17 protein-coding genes are annotated in these 15,259 nt (G+C 59.9%); 3 read left to right on the forward strand and 14 right to left on the reverse strand.

Annotation, left to right across the window (positions count from 1 at the left end):
• The 7 genes from K6T64_RS14625 to K6T64_RS14655 all read right to left on the reverse strand — a co-directional run.
• On the reverse strand, positions 1 to 188 hold a 188-nt coding region (locus tag K6T64_RS14625; RefSeq protein WP_288010820.1), incomplete at its 3' end, for a hypothetical protein.
• Entirely contained in the window at positions 185 to 673 is a 489-nt protein-coding gene (locus K6T64_RS14630) for a hypothetical protein (RefSeq protein ID WP_288010821.1), read from the reverse strand. The genes K6T64_RS14625 and K6T64_RS14630, both read right to left, overlap by 4 nt.
• On the reverse strand, positions 666 to 1,001 hold the full coding sequence (locus tag K6T64_RS14635; RefSeq protein ID WP_288010822.1) for a hypothetical protein: 336 nt from the start codon (positions 999 to 1,001) through the stop codon (positions 666 to 668). Before K6T64_RS14635 ends, K6T64_RS14630 begins: the two co-directional genes overlap by 8 nt.
• 13 nt (positions 1,002 to 1,014) lie before the next feature.
• The gene (locus tag K6T64_RS14640; RefSeq protein ID WP_288010823.1) at positions 1,015 to 1,434 is read right to left on the reverse strand and encodes a pilus assembly FimT family protein; all 420 of its coding nucleotides are present in this window, start codon (positions 1,432 to 1,434) and stop codon (positions 1,015 to 1,017) included.
• A gap of 19 nt (positions 1,435 to 1,453) precedes the next feature.
• Positions 1,454 to 1,837: a competence type IV pilus major pilin ComGC gene (locus K6T64_RS14645; RefSeq protein WP_170085227.1), complete on the reverse strand. Its 384-nt coding sequence runs from the start codon at positions 1,835 to 1,837 to the stop codon at positions 1,454 to 1,456.
• 1 nt (position 1,838) lies between these two features.
• Positions 1,839 to 2,978: a type II secretion system F family protein gene (locus K6T64_RS14650; protein WP_288010824.1), complete on the reverse strand. Its 1,140-nt coding sequence runs from the start codon at positions 2,976 to 2,978 to the stop codon at positions 1,839 to 1,841.
• Complete coding sequence (locus K6T64_RS14655) at positions 2,896 to 4,032, reverse strand: GspE/PulE family protein (RefSeq protein ID WP_288010825.1); 1,137 nt, start codon at positions 4,030 to 4,032, stop codon at positions 2,896 to 2,898. Before K6T64_RS14655 ends, K6T64_RS14650 begins: the two co-directional genes overlap by 83 nt.
• A 213-nt stretch (positions 4,033 to 4,245) precedes the next feature.
• On the opposite strand from K6T64_RS14655, the gene K6T64_RS14660 reads away from it, so the two are divergent.
• Both K6T64_RS14660 and K6T64_RS14665 read left to right on the forward strand, forming a co-directional pair.
• A complete protein-coding gene (locus K6T64_RS14660) occupies positions 4,246 to 4,737 on the forward strand; it encodes an Lrp/AsnC family transcriptional regulator (protein ID WP_100667196.1) in 492 nt (163 codons plus the stop codon).
• Positions 4,734 to 5,960 (forward strand): aminotransferase class I/II-fold pyridoxal phosphate-dependent enzyme, encoded by a 1,227-nt coding sequence (locus K6T64_RS14665; protein WP_288010826.1) that lies wholly within the window; start codon positions 4,734 to 4,736, stop codon positions 5,958 to 5,960. Before K6T64_RS14660 ends, K6T64_RS14665 begins: the two co-directional genes overlap by 4 nt.
• A 73-nt stretch (positions 5,961 to 6,033) precedes the next feature.
• Here the strand turns inward: K6T64_RS14665 and K6T64_RS14670 are convergent, their stop codons facing one another.
• From K6T64_RS14670 to K6T64_RS14690, 5 genes are all read right to left on the reverse strand, one after another.
• A complete protein-coding gene (locus K6T64_RS14670) occupies positions 6,034 to 7,128 on the reverse strand; it encodes a glycosyl transferase (protein ID WP_288010827.1) in 1,095 nt (364 codons plus the stop codon).
• Between the two features lie 9 nt (positions 7,129 to 7,137).
• Positions 7,138 to 8,304, reverse strand: a complete 1,167-nt coding sequence (locus tag K6T64_RS14675; protein WP_288010828.1) for a glycosyltransferase family 4 protein — start codon at positions 8,302 to 8,304, stop codon at positions 7,138 to 7,140.
• A 22-nt stretch (positions 8,305 to 8,326) separates the two neighbouring features.
• Positions 8,327 to 9,367: a nucleotidyltransferase family protein gene (locus K6T64_RS14680; protein ID WP_198592130.1), complete on the reverse strand. Its 1,041-nt coding sequence runs from the start codon at positions 9,365 to 9,367 to the stop codon at positions 8,327 to 8,329.
• A gap of 285 nt (positions 9,368 to 9,652) precedes the next feature.
• Positions 9,653 to 10,618 carry a type I phosphomannose isomerase catalytic subunit gene (locus tag K6T64_RS14685; protein ID WP_288010829.1) on the reverse strand — a complete coding sequence of 322 codons (966 nt, stop codon included), beginning with the start codon at positions 10,616 to 10,618 and terminating at the stop codon, positions 9,653 to 9,655.
• A 34-nt stretch (positions 10,619 to 10,652) separates the two neighbouring features.
• Entirely contained in the window at positions 10,653 to 11,789 is a 1,137-nt protein-coding gene (locus tag K6T64_RS14690; RefSeq protein ID WP_288010830.1) for a Gfo/Idh/MocA family protein, read from the reverse strand.
• A 271-nt stretch (positions 11,790 to 12,060) separates the two neighbouring features.
• Between K6T64_RS14690 and K6T64_RS14695 the strand changes: the two genes are divergently transcribed.
• On the forward strand, positions 12,061 to 13,089 hold the full coding sequence (locus K6T64_RS14695; protein WP_288010831.1) for an NADH:flavin oxidoreductase/NADH oxidase: 1,029 nt from the start codon (positions 12,061 to 12,063) through the stop codon (positions 13,087 to 13,089).
• A gap of 69 nt (positions 13,090 to 13,158) precedes the next feature.
• On the opposite strand, the gene obgE is transcribed toward K6T64_RS14695, so the two are convergent.
• Entirely contained in the window at positions 13,159 to 14,460 is a 1,302-nt protein-coding gene (gene obgE / locus K6T64_RS14700) for a GTPase ObgE (RefSeq protein ID WP_288010832.1), read from the reverse strand.
• A complete protein-coding gene (locus tag K6T64_RS14705; RefSeq protein ID WP_288010833.1) occupies positions 14,450 to 15,172 on the reverse strand; it encodes a Spo0B domain-containing protein in 723 nt (240 codons plus the stop codon). Before K6T64_RS14705 ends, obgE begins: the two co-directional genes overlap by 11 nt.
• Positions 15,173 to 15,259: the final 87 nt, after the last annotated feature.

Consider the following 15,259-nt stretch of genomic DNA (forward strand, 5'->3'; position numbering starts at 1 on the left):
TGCTCCAGGGCCCATTCCCATCCCACCTCAGCCAATCGGTCCGCCTGATCGGCTCGCACCTGCCGCACAATCCGCTCAAAATGGCCGTGCACTTTGTCGAACAATGTCCACACGGCCACCTGCATCACCAAGGCCAGGGCGAGCGCCGCAGGAAGGATCCATCCACCGCACCCCTGTGACAGTTTCACGGTCCGGAACCCTCTCCAGATCTGGAACCCGCATCGGGGAGGAGGCGCCGCGAAGCGAGAAAACCGACCATCGGCTCCTGATCCCAGGGCCGCGCCCACCAGGTCTCAACGGTGAGCCCTCCGGGCTCCACGACAAACCAGATGCGTTTCACTCCATTGGCCAGAACGACGTCCCCCTCCCCGTTCACAGATTGAAGGACCTGCCCATGGTCGCCCAACCGCAGGGAGATCCATTTTCCCCGCCCATCGCGAAATTCCACCCTCCTTCCCCCGCCCCGAACCTCATCCGCGTCGTGAAACTCCCGGGACAACCGGACCATCAGTCGGCGCCACTGTTCTTCCCCTTCGATCCCTGTATCGATTCGATTCGCACTGGAAGCGACGGCGGCCCACCACTGTGCCCAGGTCATCCATATCACAGCCGCCATCACCGCAACCAGCGCCGTCTCCAGAAGAATAAAACCCTGCACACCTTTTTTATTCACGCGGAATCCGCCTTTCGGGGGCAGGTTCGATGAAGCTCAGCTCCCGGTCACCGCGGATACCGTGCCACCTGACCTTCAGTCGGGCAACGGGAACTTCATTCCACCTCTGCGCACCCTCCCACGCGACGAGGTACTGAACCCCCGACCTCTGCACCACTTCCCCGACAGCCACTCCGGTAGCCACCCGCCGCTCCCGGGCTTCAAGGGCCAGATTCCGGGCTATGGCCCATTGTTGCGCGTCCCGATATTCTGCCAAAAGTGCCAGGGTGTAAGCCCCGGCCGTACCAATCAGAAGAACGGTGCAAAGGGTGGCGAGTAACGCCTCCATCATTATGAACCCGTCACGGCCCAAGGAAAATCACCACCCCACTGTCTGGGTAGATCCGGGCGCCCATGCGATCTCCGAATCGGTTGCACAGCCAGATCGTCCCGCCCTGAATCCCGGTGCCCCGGGGGTTGAAGCGCAGATGGGTGTCGGGCAGGGGCAAAATGCCGGTCGCGTACGCAATGCCGGATTTGTTGTCCACCGTTCTGACGTGTTCCACCCCGCGGTACACCATGTAATCCGGGCGAGTCCTCCAAAATCTCAGTTCATAGAAGACGCCTTCCGCCTCGGCCCGGCTCTGGCACTCCCTTAAATCTGCCGTCAGCCGCTCCGCTGCAGCTCTTAATTCCCAGTACGCCAGCCACCGCACCATACCCGGAATGGCAACGGCGGAGAGCGCACCTATGAGAAGCAGTGCAGCCATCGCTTCGAGCAAAGTAAACCCACTCGCTCTCTCACAATCCCAAAACACCGTGCAACGAACAGGAAACCTCCGGTGTCCCGGCCGCCCCTTCCTTGATCTCATAATGACCTCCCCCCGGACACTTGGGCGATGATTCCAACAACTTTGCGTCAACCAAAGCCTGAAGGGCTGCCTCCGACGACCCTGGCAGGGGGACATCCTGCACCAGATCCCACTGAACGATGACCATGCGAAGCAACCGCTGGTTACTTTCGCAACCCGTCTTTTGCGCGGCCTCACCTGCAGCCCGCAGATTGGGCACCGCCAAGGAAATAAGAACCCCAATAATGGTCACGGCCACCAACAACTCGATCAACGTAAAACCACCCTGGTACGACCGCTTGCGTCTACGCCGGGTCTTTGCTTCCGAAGTCACCTTACGACACCACCCGCCCCATCAATTTCGTGATCGGCAGGTAGAGAAGGACAAAAATCCCCAAAATCAACACACCGATGACTCCCGTCAGAGCCGGCTCCAGCCACCGGATCCATAATTCCGTGCGCCTCCTTTGTCTGGCCGCGATGCGCTCGGCCAACACAAGTAACGCCCTATCCATCTGGCCGGTCCCCAGTGCCAATTCCACCACCCGACGCAACTCTTCTGTGCACTGCGGCCACCTCCCCAAGGTCTCGGAAAGGGACTCCCCTTCGGCCATCCGCTGTCGCACATATCGGGCCGCTCCGGAGACCCGGGTTCTCAATCCGCCCAGGTGAGCCAGTGTTTCCTCCAAGGACACGCCGGCAGCCAGCATGGTGCCGACGAGAAAAGACCACTCGAAGGTAAAGGCGTCGTACAACCCCAGCGTCTGGGCGCAGCGCCGTAGGGGCGATCGTCGACTCAAACTGTAGCCCTGCATACCCTCCGGGACTGGAGCGGAAAGTTCTCTGCCCCGCCTTTGCCGACGTCCGGGGGCCCATAACCATAGGGCGAGTCCCAGAGCGGCGGCAGCCAGCGCGCCGAGGCCGCCCCCGGCCCACCGAATCGCTTCCAGGTCAATCCCGGGATCCAGGCCTAGGGGTTGGTAAAAATCTTTCAGCTTTGGCAGTACGACCACGAGAAACAGGATACATACCCCCGTCGCCGCCACAGTCACGAAGAGCGGGTAAGCGAGTTGCCGCCACATCTCCCGCCAGTGCCGGTCCCACTGAGCAGCCTGCCCACCGAGGACAGTCATCATCTGGACCCATTCTCCCGTGGCCTCCCCTACCCGGATCAATGGAAGCCACAATGGATATTGTCCCGCCTCTTCATAGAGTTCCGAAAGGGACCGACCTTCCCGAAGCCCGTCGCGCCACTGCAGCAAAAGCGTTGACAACGGTCCAGTCCGCGCGACGGCTATAACATCCAAGGCGTCATCCAAGGGTATCCCCGCTTTTAGATACGAGGCCAAATCTGTCCACAACTCCGCCCAATCCCTCAGGGGAACCCGCGGGTCATCCCTCCTCCGCCCCCACCGAGGCAGTCGCCATCGAAACTGAGGCCACCCCGCCCACCAAGGACTCACACCACGGTTCACCCAACTCCCCCTTTATCATCCTCGGCCATGCGCTCTCCTCCCAATCTGGAGAAATGGACCAAGGCCGATCCCGACCTTGTTCCGAAAGATGAAATAACGGCAGCACCCCTGCGATTCCCCGTCCTTGGCATGCATCACATCCAATGGCCGTCCAGGCGAATCCCGCCTGCCCCCCGCTCCCCCGAACGGTCCCGGACCTTCGCCGGCAATGGGAACACAGCCTGCCCACCAATCGCTGACTGAGAATGGCCAGGAGCGTACTCTCCAACTCGCCCTCAGGAACCCCCCACTGGCGAAACCGTGACCAGACTTCGGCAGGACCCGCCCCGTGAACGGTGGCCACCACCAGGCATCCGGCAAGGGCCGCCTGAACCGCCGCCCGGGCGGCATCTTCGTCGCGAATCTCACCGATTGCCACGGCGTTGGGGTCTTGGCGCAAACAGGCTGGCAAAAGGCGGCGATACGTCCAACCCCTACCCGTTTGAACCTCCACTTGGTGAACGCCCTCCACATGCTGTTCCACTGGATCCTCCAAGGTCACCACACACCGATGTTCCGCCGCCCACCGTCTCACCACCCGGTACAAGGACGTCGTCTTCCCGCTTCCAGTGGGGCCAGCGATCAACAGCAATCCGTGAGCAGACTCCGTCCACGCCAGCCAGCGCCGCCAAACCGGATCGTCCCCAAAGTCTGACTCCGATGGATCCTCCCCCGTCCTCACATGGTGAATCCGAATCACGAGACGCTCCCCTTTTACGGTGGGCAAGGTGGCCACCCGCATGTGACACACGTTCCCCCCTACGGGAAGCTGGAGCTGGCCATCCTGCGGAATCCGCTTCTCAGCAATATCCATCCTAGACAGCAACTTCACCCTCCGCACGATCTCCTGCCCCATCCGGCCGTTCCAGGTCGTCACCCGCCACAATCGGCCTTCTCGACGAAATTGCACCCGCCAACCAGCCTCGTCGGGCTCCACGTGAACGTCGGGCACTCGTCCCGCCACGGCCCGTTCCAGCACCTGCTGAAGTGCCTGCACCGGCCCTTGGCCTTCCATAGCCTTCCCCCCTTCTGGTTCCGCCGGCCCCCTCCGCCGGGTGTACCCAGTGGATTCGACCCCGCGCCGAACAAACCTTTGGAGCCCTTCTGAATCTGAAAAAATCTTTATTAAACTTTCGAGACCGGGATTTCCCCGGCGACGGAGATCGCCGATTCAGCCCGGCTGCGGTATAATAGGGTCCAATACCGGCGCAACCTCAGGAGGTTTGCCATGGATTCACTGGTGAAGCGGATTTTACAGTTGTTGCAGGAAAACAGCCGCCTGCCCCAGCAAGCGATCGCCGATATGCTCGGCGTGTCCCGCAACGAAGTGGCGGCGGCCATCGATCAGTTGGAGAAAAATGGCATTATCAAGGGTTATTCCGCGGTCATTCATTGGGAGAAAGCGGGGTACGAACAGGTGACGGCGATGATCGATGTCAAGGTAACCCCCCAGCGGGATGCCGGATTCGACGCCATCGCCGAGCGCATCTATCGCTTTCCGGAAGTCAAATCGGTGTATCTCATGTCCGGGGCCTACGACCTTTCAGTGGTTGTGGAGGGGCGAACCATCAAAGAAGTGGCCCGATTCGTGTCCGAAAAGTTGTCCACCCTCGAACACGTGCTGTCGACGACCACCCATTTTATCCTGAAAAAATACAAACAGGACGGGGTTATTTTCGACGATCGGGAAGGGGATCAGCGGCTGGTGATCACCCCATGACAGATTTTGAAGATCGCCTTTCACCGACGGTGCGAGCCATTCCCCCGTCGGGGATTCGACGTTTTTTCGATTTAGCCGCCACCACCCAAGGGGTCATCTCCCTGGGAGTGGGGGAACCGGACTTTGTCACGCCGTGGCGAGTCCGGGACGCCTGTGTGGATGCGTTGGAGAGGGGTTATACGAGTTACACATCAAACCGCGGGCTTCCAGCCCTTCGGCGGGCCGTGGCCCGGTATCTCGAAGACCGATTCAGGGTTTCGTATAACCCGGACACCGAAGTCCTGGTCACGGTGGGGGCCAGCGAGGGGATCGACGCGGCGCTTCGGGCGATCCTTTCGCCGGGGGATGAAGTCCTCATCCCTGAACCCAGTTATGTGTCCTATGGTCCCTGCGTCCAGTTGGCCGGCGGAACGCCGGTGTACGTCCCCACCCGGGCGGAGGACCAGTTCAAGCTCAAGGCGTCGACCATCGAACGGTTCATCACGCCGAGGACAAAGGCGTTGTTGCTCAGCTACCCGAACAATCCCACCGGCGCCACCCTGGGTGAGAGAGATCTGGAACAGATCCGGGCCATGGTGCTCAAACACGACCTACTCGTCATCAGCGACGAAATTTATGCTGAGCTGAGCTACGTCCTGCCACACACCAGTTTTCCATCGTTGCCGGGTGTGCGGGAGCGCACGATGCTGTTAACCGGGATGTCCAAAGCCTACGCCATGACAGGCTGGCGAGTCGGTTTTGCCACGGGCCCTAAGGCGTGGATCGACGCCATGGTAAAAATCCACCAGTATACTATTCTCTGCGCACCGATCATGAGCCAAATGGCGGCGGTGGAAGCCCTTACCAAGGCTTCCCGGGAGCGGGACGAAATGGTGGCCCAATACGAGGAACGCCGACGACTGGTGGTGAGCGCTTTTCGGCGGATGGGCCTTTCTTGTCACGAACCAGAAGGGGCCTTTTACGCATTCCCGTCGGTGAAGGAAACCGGCCTCGATGACGAAGTGTTTGCCGAAGAACTGCTAAAACGAGAAAAGGTGGCGGTCGTACCGGGACGGGTATTCGGTCCGGGGGGTGTGGGACACATTCGCTGTTCGTACGCCACCGGTGTTGACCAATTGCTGGAGGCTTTCGAACGAATGGAACGGTTTTTGGAGAAGCTCGACGATATCCGCGCCGAGCGGGAAGGACGCGCCCCGAGTTCTTTGGGAGGTGCCCGACGATAGGGCGCAAGAAAATCAAACGGGCGGTTTTCCCCGGTCACCCCGTCTGGGGAAAACCGCCCGTTCTTTTGTTCCGTTACCCGACGGCCCGGACCTCTTCTTCCGGCAGTGAAGGCAGAGCTAACCCCGTTTTGACCAATGCGTATGCCGACAAAAGATACGCCACCACCGATTCCGCCCCTTGATTCAGGTTTACACCCCCGGCGAGAAGCCCGTCCTTGCATCCTCCTGTGTCGGGGTCATACAGCGAAATTCCTTCCACATTGCGCCCGGTGAACCACGAAAAACTGATCCGAGCCCCTTCCCGATCAGCGGGGCGCCCCAGAACACTCCAAAATGTGGCATAGGCCAGGACCATGGCCCCGGCGTCCACCGGTTGTTGGTCATAAAGCGCAGGGCGTCCTCCCTTTGGAAACCATCCGTGGTTCCCGACAATTTGAAGTACTCCGTCAATAATCAGCGACTCGGTGAGAAAATCCATCGCTTCCTCAGCAATCCTTCGGGCTTCTTTCGACCCCGTGACCACGGCCCCCCGGAGTAGCGCAGCGGGCAACACGCCGTTCGAATAAGTCAGGGCTTCGTCGAACCACGGCCATCCCGGCCCGCTGTGCCGGTGATAAGCAGCCACCAGCCCCTCCACCAGCTCACCGATCAGCGGCTCCAGCGCGACCCGTCGCTCCTCCCTTTCCCACGCCGCGCAAAGCCCCAGGAGGGCAAAGGCTTGGGCCCGAACAAAGGAGAGGCCGGTGGCATGGGGGACTGCTCGTTCAAAGGCTGCCGCCGCCACGCGGCCGTAGTATGAATTTGGCTGTGTCCTCATCGTCTCCCCCAGGGCCCATAAAGCCCTCCCGAAGCTGTCTTCCGACCCCAGTTCCTCCAAAAATCGCCTGTCGTACCCGACGAAGTTTCGGAACCTCCCATCCGGGCGCTGGGCGTACACCAGAAATGCCAGGTAGCGGTCGGCCAGCCTTGCCAGCCTAGCGGACCAGGGCCGACATTCGGGCAAACTTTGCAGCCCAAGCGCGGCGATCAGCGCCCGGGCATTATCGTCGCTCGTATAACCGGTGGCGAAATCCGGGACAGGACCCACGGCGTGTTGGATCATCCCCGTCGAATCGGTCATCCGTTCCATGTGATCCAACCGCATCTCCACGGCCAAGGGCTCGTTCATGTCCGAAGATCACCTCACTGTCATCGGATGCGCCGGCGCCAACCCCTCTTCCGCCAGCTCCGCATACTGCAGTCCGATCTGGGGCCAACTCACCGATGCGCCAAAAGAGCGGGCTTTGGCTTCACAGGCCTGCTGTTTCAACGGGTGATCGAACATCTCCAGGATCGCCCGGGCCATAGCCCCAGCGTCCCGGAACGGGACCAGAGACCCCGCTCCCTGCCCCAACAGCTCCTCGGCGTACCAGTACGGTGTCGAAACCACTGCCCGGCCCAGTCCCACGGCATAGGTGAGAGTGCCACTGCAAATCTGTTCTTTCCCAGGATAAGGGGTCACGAACAGATCCGAGGCCCATAAATAATCGAGTAACTCTTCCCGTTCCAGGAAACGATTCACGAAACGAACGTGGTCCGCCATTCCCAGTCGGTCCACCATGGCCTCCAAAGACTGTCGGTAACGCTCTCCGCTCCGGCGCACCACGTCCGGATGTGTCCCCCCGAGAATGAGGTACGTCGTCTCGGGATAACGCCGCACCACCTCGGGAAGTGCCTGGATTACATTTTCAACACCCTTTCCGGGGCTTAACAAACCAAAGGTAGAGATCACCCGCCGCCCATCCAGTCCAAGCTTCGCTTTCATGGTCTCCCTGGGCACCGGCGAATGATAAACCGGCACGCCGTGGCGAATCAGTCGGATCCGGCTTTCAGGAACACCGTAGACCTCTTGGAGCAGTTCCCGGGCTTTTTCTGCCATGACCACCACAAAAGCACTCCGGGCACAGATCTCGCTCAGCACCCGTTTCTGTCCCTTGGTCGGAGATTTCAAGACAGTGTGGAGCGTGGTGATGATCGGCACCCGAAGCTCTTGATAAAGGCGCAGGATATAGCGACCGTCTTCCCCGCCGAAAATCCCGTACTCATGTTGCACGCAGACGACATCGATTCCGGCAGCGCTCATCGCCTCCGCAGCCCGGACGTAGTCCCTGGGTCGCTCATCGCGGATCGCCCACGTGGCGCCAGGAGGGATCGTCTCCCCCTGGGCCTCGCGGATCATGGCCGCGATGCGCACATCGGTGCCAGCCTGGGATAGCGCTTCTGAGAGGTCCGCAGTAAAAGACGCAATGCCGCAACGTCTGGGCGGGTAAGTGCCAATGAGGGCCACACGGCGGTGTTTCCTCATACGGCTGTCACCTCCGTTTGATTTACCGTTCCTGGGTCACCGTTTCCGCCGTCACCGCGCGCTGGACAAAACGCACCGATGGCGGAACGGTCGTCCCCTGACCCACCACAGTACTGATCAATTCGGCCCCGGCGCCTACCTGCACACCATCCCACAGAACACTGTCCCGCACCACTGCCCCGGGACCCACATGGGTATTCGCGCCAATCACTGCAAAGGGGCCGACTGTTGCACCCGGAAGAATCTGGGCCCGCGGACCGATCAGCACCGGTCCAATCACTCGGGCTCCGGCGAAAATCTTGGTCGTCTTGTCCACCGCCACCCCGCTGGCGGGAAACGCACATCCCGGCAATTCGGCCGTACGAGAAAGCAAATGGCGGTGCAACAAGATATACTTCTCAGGCGTCCCCATGTCAATCCAGTAATTGTCCGAATTATAGGCGTAAAGTGCCTTCCCCCGCTCTAACAGCTTTGGAAAAACCTCCCGCTCGATGGACAGCGGCGTCCGAAGAGGAAACCACTCCAATGCGTCCGGTTCCAGAACGTACAGGCCCGCATTTATGTAGTTCGTGGTGACCTCCTCTAGAGATGGTTTTTCCAAAAAACGTTGGATTCTTCCCTTCGCGTCGCTTTCGACTAGCCCATATGGCGTAGGATCTTCCACCCAGGTCGTGGCAATGGTGACGAGCGCGTTGCGCTCAAGGTGAAAATGAACTAAAGCGGAGATGTTTAAATCTGTGACAATGTCTGCATTGCAGACGAGGAAGGAATCGTCAAAATGATGTTTCGCTTGGACAATCGCCCCGCCAGTGCCCAGTAACGACTCCTCGCGTTCATAAGCAATCCTCAAGTCCAAGCGCGAACCATCGCCAAAATAATCCTCAATCTCCTGACCACAATATCCCAGGGTAATCACGACCTCGTCAATCCCGTGGCGACGAAGCAATAACAGTAGGTGCTCCAGTTGCGGGCGGTTGGCCACCGGCACCATGGGCTTCGGCAACTTGTCCGTGAGGGGCCGCAGGCGAGTTCCCTTTCCACCAGCCAAAACTAGTGCTTTCACTCTCTCTCGACCTCCCTGTGTCATCCGGGGTGAAGCCGAAACCAAGAGGTAGCATATCGCATACCATACCCCTGGGACCTATTCGACTGTACTCATCGCCAGGTTTCGATTACCACTGAACCTATGAAACTCGTTTCGGCCATCCCCACCTATAGTAGCAAGATATGGTTTGATTTTAACACAAAATCCACTTCAATGCCAGGACCGTCCAGCCGGAAGTATGCCCGGAATGAGCAAATTTCGGTGAAAAACTCGCCAAGGCCCACTCTCTCCTGTTATTAGCACTCATTTCGCACGAGTGCTAATAACAGGCGCTGAAAACAAGGCTTCAAACCTTCCCGATAAAACAACGGGGTGTAACACAGCAGGGAGCAGAAGGTGATCCCCCTTGGCCACGGACCGCCGTCCATGGTCCCACACCACCTCCCCTGACCCTTGAATCACACTGATCAAACGAAAGACACCACATTCGTCCACACGTGCTTCTCCATCGACCAGCCAATGATCGATCGTAAAAACTTCCCCGCGCACCAAGTGTTCGATAACGGCGCCAACTCGCCCCGATCGGGCATAACCCGGCCGCTGAGGTTTCGGAGAAGGACACCTCGTAACCGCCAGCGCTTCTTTCACGTGTAAATCCCTTTTTCGGCCGTCGGCGCCGACCCGGTCGTAGTCGTAGACGCGATAGGTAGTATCGGAACTTTGTTGAATTTCCAAGATCAACAGGCCTCTGCCGATGGCGTGAAGAGTCCCGGCCGGGACATAAAAGAAATCTCCCGCTCGAACCGGGACCTTCACGAGCAGGTTGCCCCAAGCTCCTTCTTTCATGCGCTTCTCAAAGTCCTCCCGGGTCTGTGCACGATGCCCATATACAATCGATGCCCCGGGCTCGGCAAAAAGCACGAACCAAGCCTCTGTTTTCCCCGCATCGCCCCGGGGCCGGGCATAGCGATCGTCCGGGTGCACCTGAACAGACAGATCTTCGGAGGCGTCAATCACCTTGACAAGAAGGGGGAATCGGGCACCGGGCGGTAGCCCGAACCACTCCGGGTTAGCCTTCATGACTTCACTCAGCCGTTTCCCGGCCAAGGGCCCGTCGGCCACGGGAGTCGGTCCATGATCGTGGTCGGAAATCACCCACGCTTCACCAATTCCGTCAGAAGCCCCGGAATATCCGAACTCCCTCAGCCGCGATCCGCCCCAGATCCGTTCTTGAAACACAGGGCGAAAAAACAGGGGATACGCCTTCATCCATCTTCCCTCCGCAATCTTCAATTCCTCTACGTTAGGCGACGGTGTGGCGGGTGTCGGCCAACCGGGTCAATGACACCGCGAGCTCCAAAGCCTGGGCCGCTTCCTCCAGAGGCGCCCGAACAGGGCGACCGGGGCTCTGAAGAGAGGCGAGGAGATCCTCCATACACGACCGGATGGCCTGTTGATACAGAACCTGGCGGTCTGGAAAGCTCACCTGCCAGACCCGGCCTTGGCGAACGATATCCGCCTGGGCTCCGGTCGAGGCCGCCCACGGCCCGATCACCGATTCCAAACCCGGATCGTCCCGGTCCGTCCAAAGCTCTAACTTCTCGGGGATCCAACCGTGAAACAGCGCATAGCCCTCTGTGAAAACCAGGCCGGTCTGGGTTCGTTCCCCATTTCCGGGTCGGGTAAATCCGTGGTAATAACTTCCGGGTGCTCTCCAGGCCCGCCCGGACCGCGGGTCCACCCCGCGGTGCTCCACCACGGCCAACACCCGGTCTTCCGCCCTCCACCCCTCCTGGCGAACCGTTTCCCACACCGCGCCGTGAATCGGCACCACCTCTCCTCCGAGGATGTAGCGCACCATGTCAAAAAAATGAACCCCGTGTTCGACCAAAATGCCCCCGCTACGCCTCGGATCCCAAAACCAATGATGTTCGGGCATTCCTCCCCCGGCCCAGTTTTCCATCTGAACGCGCTCGGGTAGCCCCATCTTTCCGGCCTCCACAATCCGGCGCAAGAGCTCGACCAGCGGATTGTACCGCATGACAAAGTCCACCACCGCCGGGAGCTCTCTCATCCGGGCGACCAGGGCCACTTCTTTCAGCCGTTTTGGGTCCAGAGCCCCGGGTTTCTCCAAGAACACAGCCGCTCCCTGCCTCAAAGCCTTTTCGGCGCACACCGGTTGCAGGTCAGGCGGAGTCGCTACAACCACCACATCCACCGGTTCCTCTGGCCACCCGGTCCCTTCCCCTGTGATCTTCTGCACAGGATCTTGAGAAAGGCCCCGACTCCGCCGCGCCTCCCCCCATTCTGCGACTGCCTGTTCCGCGGAATCCCCGCCCCTGCTCTTCACCCATCGGAGGCGCAAATCGGGAATCGGCGCCACTGCGGACAACACGAATCGTCCAAAAGCACCGGGGCCGACGAGTCCAAAAGAAGCCATTTCGTGGACACCTCCTTTCGCCCCGATTATACAAAAGATTCCTTTTTCCCGGTAGCCGGCCGCGCCAATGCCCGAAAACACAGCGAATCGCCACAGGTTGGGGCCGCCCGGATCTCTACAGATCGGGGGAAACGCTGGAACCCCCACACGCCTGTCGACGGGGTTTGACCCGGAGCCCGGTCGAGCTCGGGAGGGCCGTTTCGATTCCTGCCAAGAAGCGGTATACTCAAAACATGAACCACCAAGACCCTACATAGCGGGAGGGAATTCTGTGCCTACCTTATTCGAGCCGTTTACAATTAAGAACCTCACCCTTCGCAACCGGGTTGTCATGCCTCCCATGTGCCAGTATTCGGTGACGGCAAAAGACGGAAAACCGAACGACTGGCATTTCGTCCACTACACAAGCCGGGCGGTGGGCGGCGCCGGGTTGATCATCATCGAAATGACCGACGTAGAGCCCGATGGCAGGATCACTGACTACGATCTCGGTTTGTGGAGCGATGATCAGGTCCCCGCCTTTCGCCGGGTGATCGACGCCTGTCACGCTTATGGGAGCAAAGTCGCGATCCAAATTGGCCATGCGGGTCGAAAAGCGGAGGATGCCCCCACTCCGGTGGCTCCCTCCCCGATTCGTTTCTCGGACCGTTACAAGGTGCCTCGGGAGTTGACCACGGAGGAAGTCCGCAACATGGTCGCGAAGTTCGAAGCGGCCTTCCGCCGGGCTCTCGAAGCCGGGGTCGACGCCATCGAGATCCACGGCGCCCACGGGTATTTGATTCACCAATTTCACTCGCCGCTGACCAACCGCCGGACGGACGAGTACGGTCAAGACCGGCTGCTTTTTGGCGTTGAAGTGATCGAAGCGGCAAGACGTGTGTTGCCGGAATCCATGCCGATCTTTATGCGCATTTCCGCCGTGGAATATGTAGACGGGGGATACGGACTCGAACAATCGGTGGAATTCTGCCGAAGATATCGAGAGGCAGGGGTGGACCTGTTCCACGTCTCCTCGGGCGGCGAGGGCCCCATCGGATCCGGGGGCACCCCCGGCGCTGAGCCGGGTTACCAGGTCGAATACGCACACACCATCCGTCGCGCTCTGGGGGTGCCGGTTATCGCAGTGGGGAAACTGCAGGACCCCAGGCTCGCGAATCGGGTCATCGAAGAGGAAAAAGCAGATTTGGTCGCCGTGGGGCGGGGCATGCTTCGCAACCCGTACTGGGCCAATGAAGCCAGTCTAACGCTGGGTGGCTCGCCCCTCACTCCAAAAGCCTACGAACGAGCCTACCGTCTCTAACCTGTGACAAGCCCTTGGCGAATCCGAGGTCAGTCAGGCGGAAGATCCGGACCCGTGGGATCTTCCGGCCTACTCCTCGGGAGTTGCTCCCTCTTCCACGCCCTCTTCATCGACAAACTCGAAGACAAACCCCCCGATTCGCACCGTATCCCCGTCCCGGGCGCCTTTGCGGCGAAGAGCTTCGTCCACCCCCATCTTCCGCAGAATTCGGGCCAAGCGGTGAACCGCCTCGTATTGATCAAGAGGAGTCATGCGGACCAACTTTTCCACCCGAGCGCCGCGCACCACAAACTCCTCGCCTTCGCGATCCACTGAAAACGTATCATCCTCCAGGCGAAACACCGGCCCTTGCGGTTCTTCCTCCACCGCCTCTTGGGCGGGCATTTGGTCCAAGAGGTCCGCCACGGCGTATATCAATTCCCGCACCCCCTCACCGGTTGCCGCAGAAATCGGGAACACCGGCACATCCCCCACCCGCTTCCGGAATGCCTGAAGCCGCTCCGCGGCTCCGGGCAGATCCATTTTATTGGCGGCGACGATTTGGACCCGCTCCAGAAGGCGCGGGTCATAGAGGCGCAACTCCTCATTGATCTGCTTCCAATCCGCGTAGGGATCGCGGCCCTCGGGGCTCGCCATGTCCACCACGTGAACGATGACCCGGGTGCGCTCCACGTGGCGCAGAAATTGGTGTCCGAGGCCCTGACCGGCGTGGGCACCCTCGATTAACCCGGGTAGATCGGCCATGACGAAACTTCGCCCGTCCCCGACATCCACCACACCGAGGTTGGGGGAAAGGGTCGTGAACGGATAATCGGCAATCTTCGGCTTTGCCGCCGTGACCGAGGCCAACAACGTCGATTTGCCTACGCTCGGTAACCCGACGAGCCCCACGTCTGCCAGCACTTTCAGTTCTAACAAGATCCACCGCTCTTCTCCGGGCTCCCCGTTTTCCGCCATGCGCGGCGCTTTATTCTGAGGGGTGGCATAATGGGTGTTCCCCCGCCCGCCTCGACCACCTCGGGCCACTACCAGGCGCTGTCCATGCCGGGTCAGATCACCCAAGATCCGCCCGCTTTCCCGGTCGCGCACCACGGTCCCCGGGGGAACTTTGATCACCAGGTCTTCGGCCGATTTCCCATGCTGATTCTTCGGTTTTCCGTTTTCTCCTCGTTCTGCTTTAAAATGGCGTTGGTAACGAAAGTCGATGAGGGTGCGCAGTCCCTCATCCACTTGCAGAACCACATCCCCGCCCCGGCCCCCGTCCCCCCCTGCGGGTCCGCCCATAGGGACATATTTTTCCCGGCGAAATGACACGATCCCGTTTCCCCCATCCCCTCCTTTCACATAAATCGCAGCCGTATCAATCCACATGATATAACTCCTTTCCATCCACAGGCTCTAAGCGTTCTTCCCGGGACTTGGGCCCTTCCTGCCCGCGGATCCGATCGGTTCCTTGCTCCCGGCCCTCCGAGTTACATAGGCGCACCTCCACGCCTTCCGGCCGAGATCTCACGAAAATCCACCGTTCCTCCCCATCGGGGTGAGCCCCCGACAACCGGGAGTCGTCACCGCACGCCCCTGCAACTTGCCGGAGTTCTCCTTCGACCTGAGAGATTGCCCCGGCGGGGAAATCCACTCCGGGAGGTCCTTCCCACATCAAATTCGCCCGGGGAAACTCGCACAAAAAACGGAGAAAAGCCCCGCTGCGATTCGGATGTTCGAGATCTGTTACCATGGCCTGCCTTTCGGCTGTACTGGCCATACGGCAAACCACCTCATCCACTCGTTCCCACCGGCGCATTTGTGTATAACCCCGAATCAATTGACACTCATTCAACCAATGATGCCGGAAATGTTGCAAGGCTTGAATCCAAGCTTTCTCTCGTTCTGACCATTCGTGGGTCTCTCCGCCCCGGGTGCCTTCTTTATGTATGATGCCCCGCCTCCGTCCGAACCACAGAAGATACAAGCCGCTGGCTGCAGAAGCCACGCCCCAACCGATGACCGATCGCTCTCCAAAATCAGCCCCCAGCCAAACGGCCGACCAGACCGCCCACAGCGTCAAAATGTGTCCGCCTTTCACCGGCCTCCCTCCTCGTATGATAGTAGTAGAAGCTCTCCTTCGTTGAATTTCCAGTAGGTCCGGAACTGCTGGAGCAGCGCTGGAGAA

The sequence above is a fragment of the Kyrpidia sp. genome, from assembly GCF_023512215.1.
GTDB classification, from domain to species: domain Bacteria; phylum Bacillota; class Bacilli; order Kyrpidiales; family Kyrpidiaceae; genus Kyrpidia; species Kyrpidia spormannii.

Coding starts and splice junctions, on each gene's coding strand:
- K6T64_RS14635 (WP_288010822.1), bottom strand. CDS start 1,001: ATGGAGGCGTTACTCGCCACCCTTTGCACCGTTCTTCTGATTGGTACG.
- K6T64_RS14655 (WP_288010825.1), bottom strand. CDS start 4,032: ATGGAAGGCCAAGGGCCGGTGCAGGCACTTCAGCAGGTGCTGGAACGG.
- K6T64_RS14660 (WP_100667196.1), top strand. CDS start 4,246: ATGGATTCACTGGTGAAGCGGATTTTACAGTTGTTGCAGGAAAACAGC.
- K6T64_RS14665 (WP_288010826.1), top strand. CDS start 4,734: ATGACAGATTTTGAAGATCGCCTTTCACCGACGGTGCGAGCCATTCCC.
- K6T64_RS14670 (WP_288010827.1), bottom strand. CDS start 7,128: ATGAACGAGCCCTTGGCCGTGGAGATGCGGTTGGATCACATGGAACGG.
- K6T64_RS14675 (WP_288010828.1), bottom strand. CDS start 8,304: ATGAGGAAACACCGCCGTGTGGCCCTCATTGGCACTTACCCGCCCAGA.
- K6T64_RS14685 (WP_288010829.1), bottom strand. CDS start 10,618: ATGAAGGCGTATCCCCTGTTTTTTCGCCCTGTGTTTCAAGAACGGATC.
- K6T64_RS14690 (WP_288010830.1), bottom strand. CDS start 11,789: ATGGCTTCTTTTGGACTCGTCGGCCCCGGTGCTTTTGGACGATTCGTG.
- obgE (WP_288010832.1), bottom strand. CDS start 14,460: ATGTGGATTGATACGGCTGCGATTTATGTGAAAGGAGGGGATGGGGGA.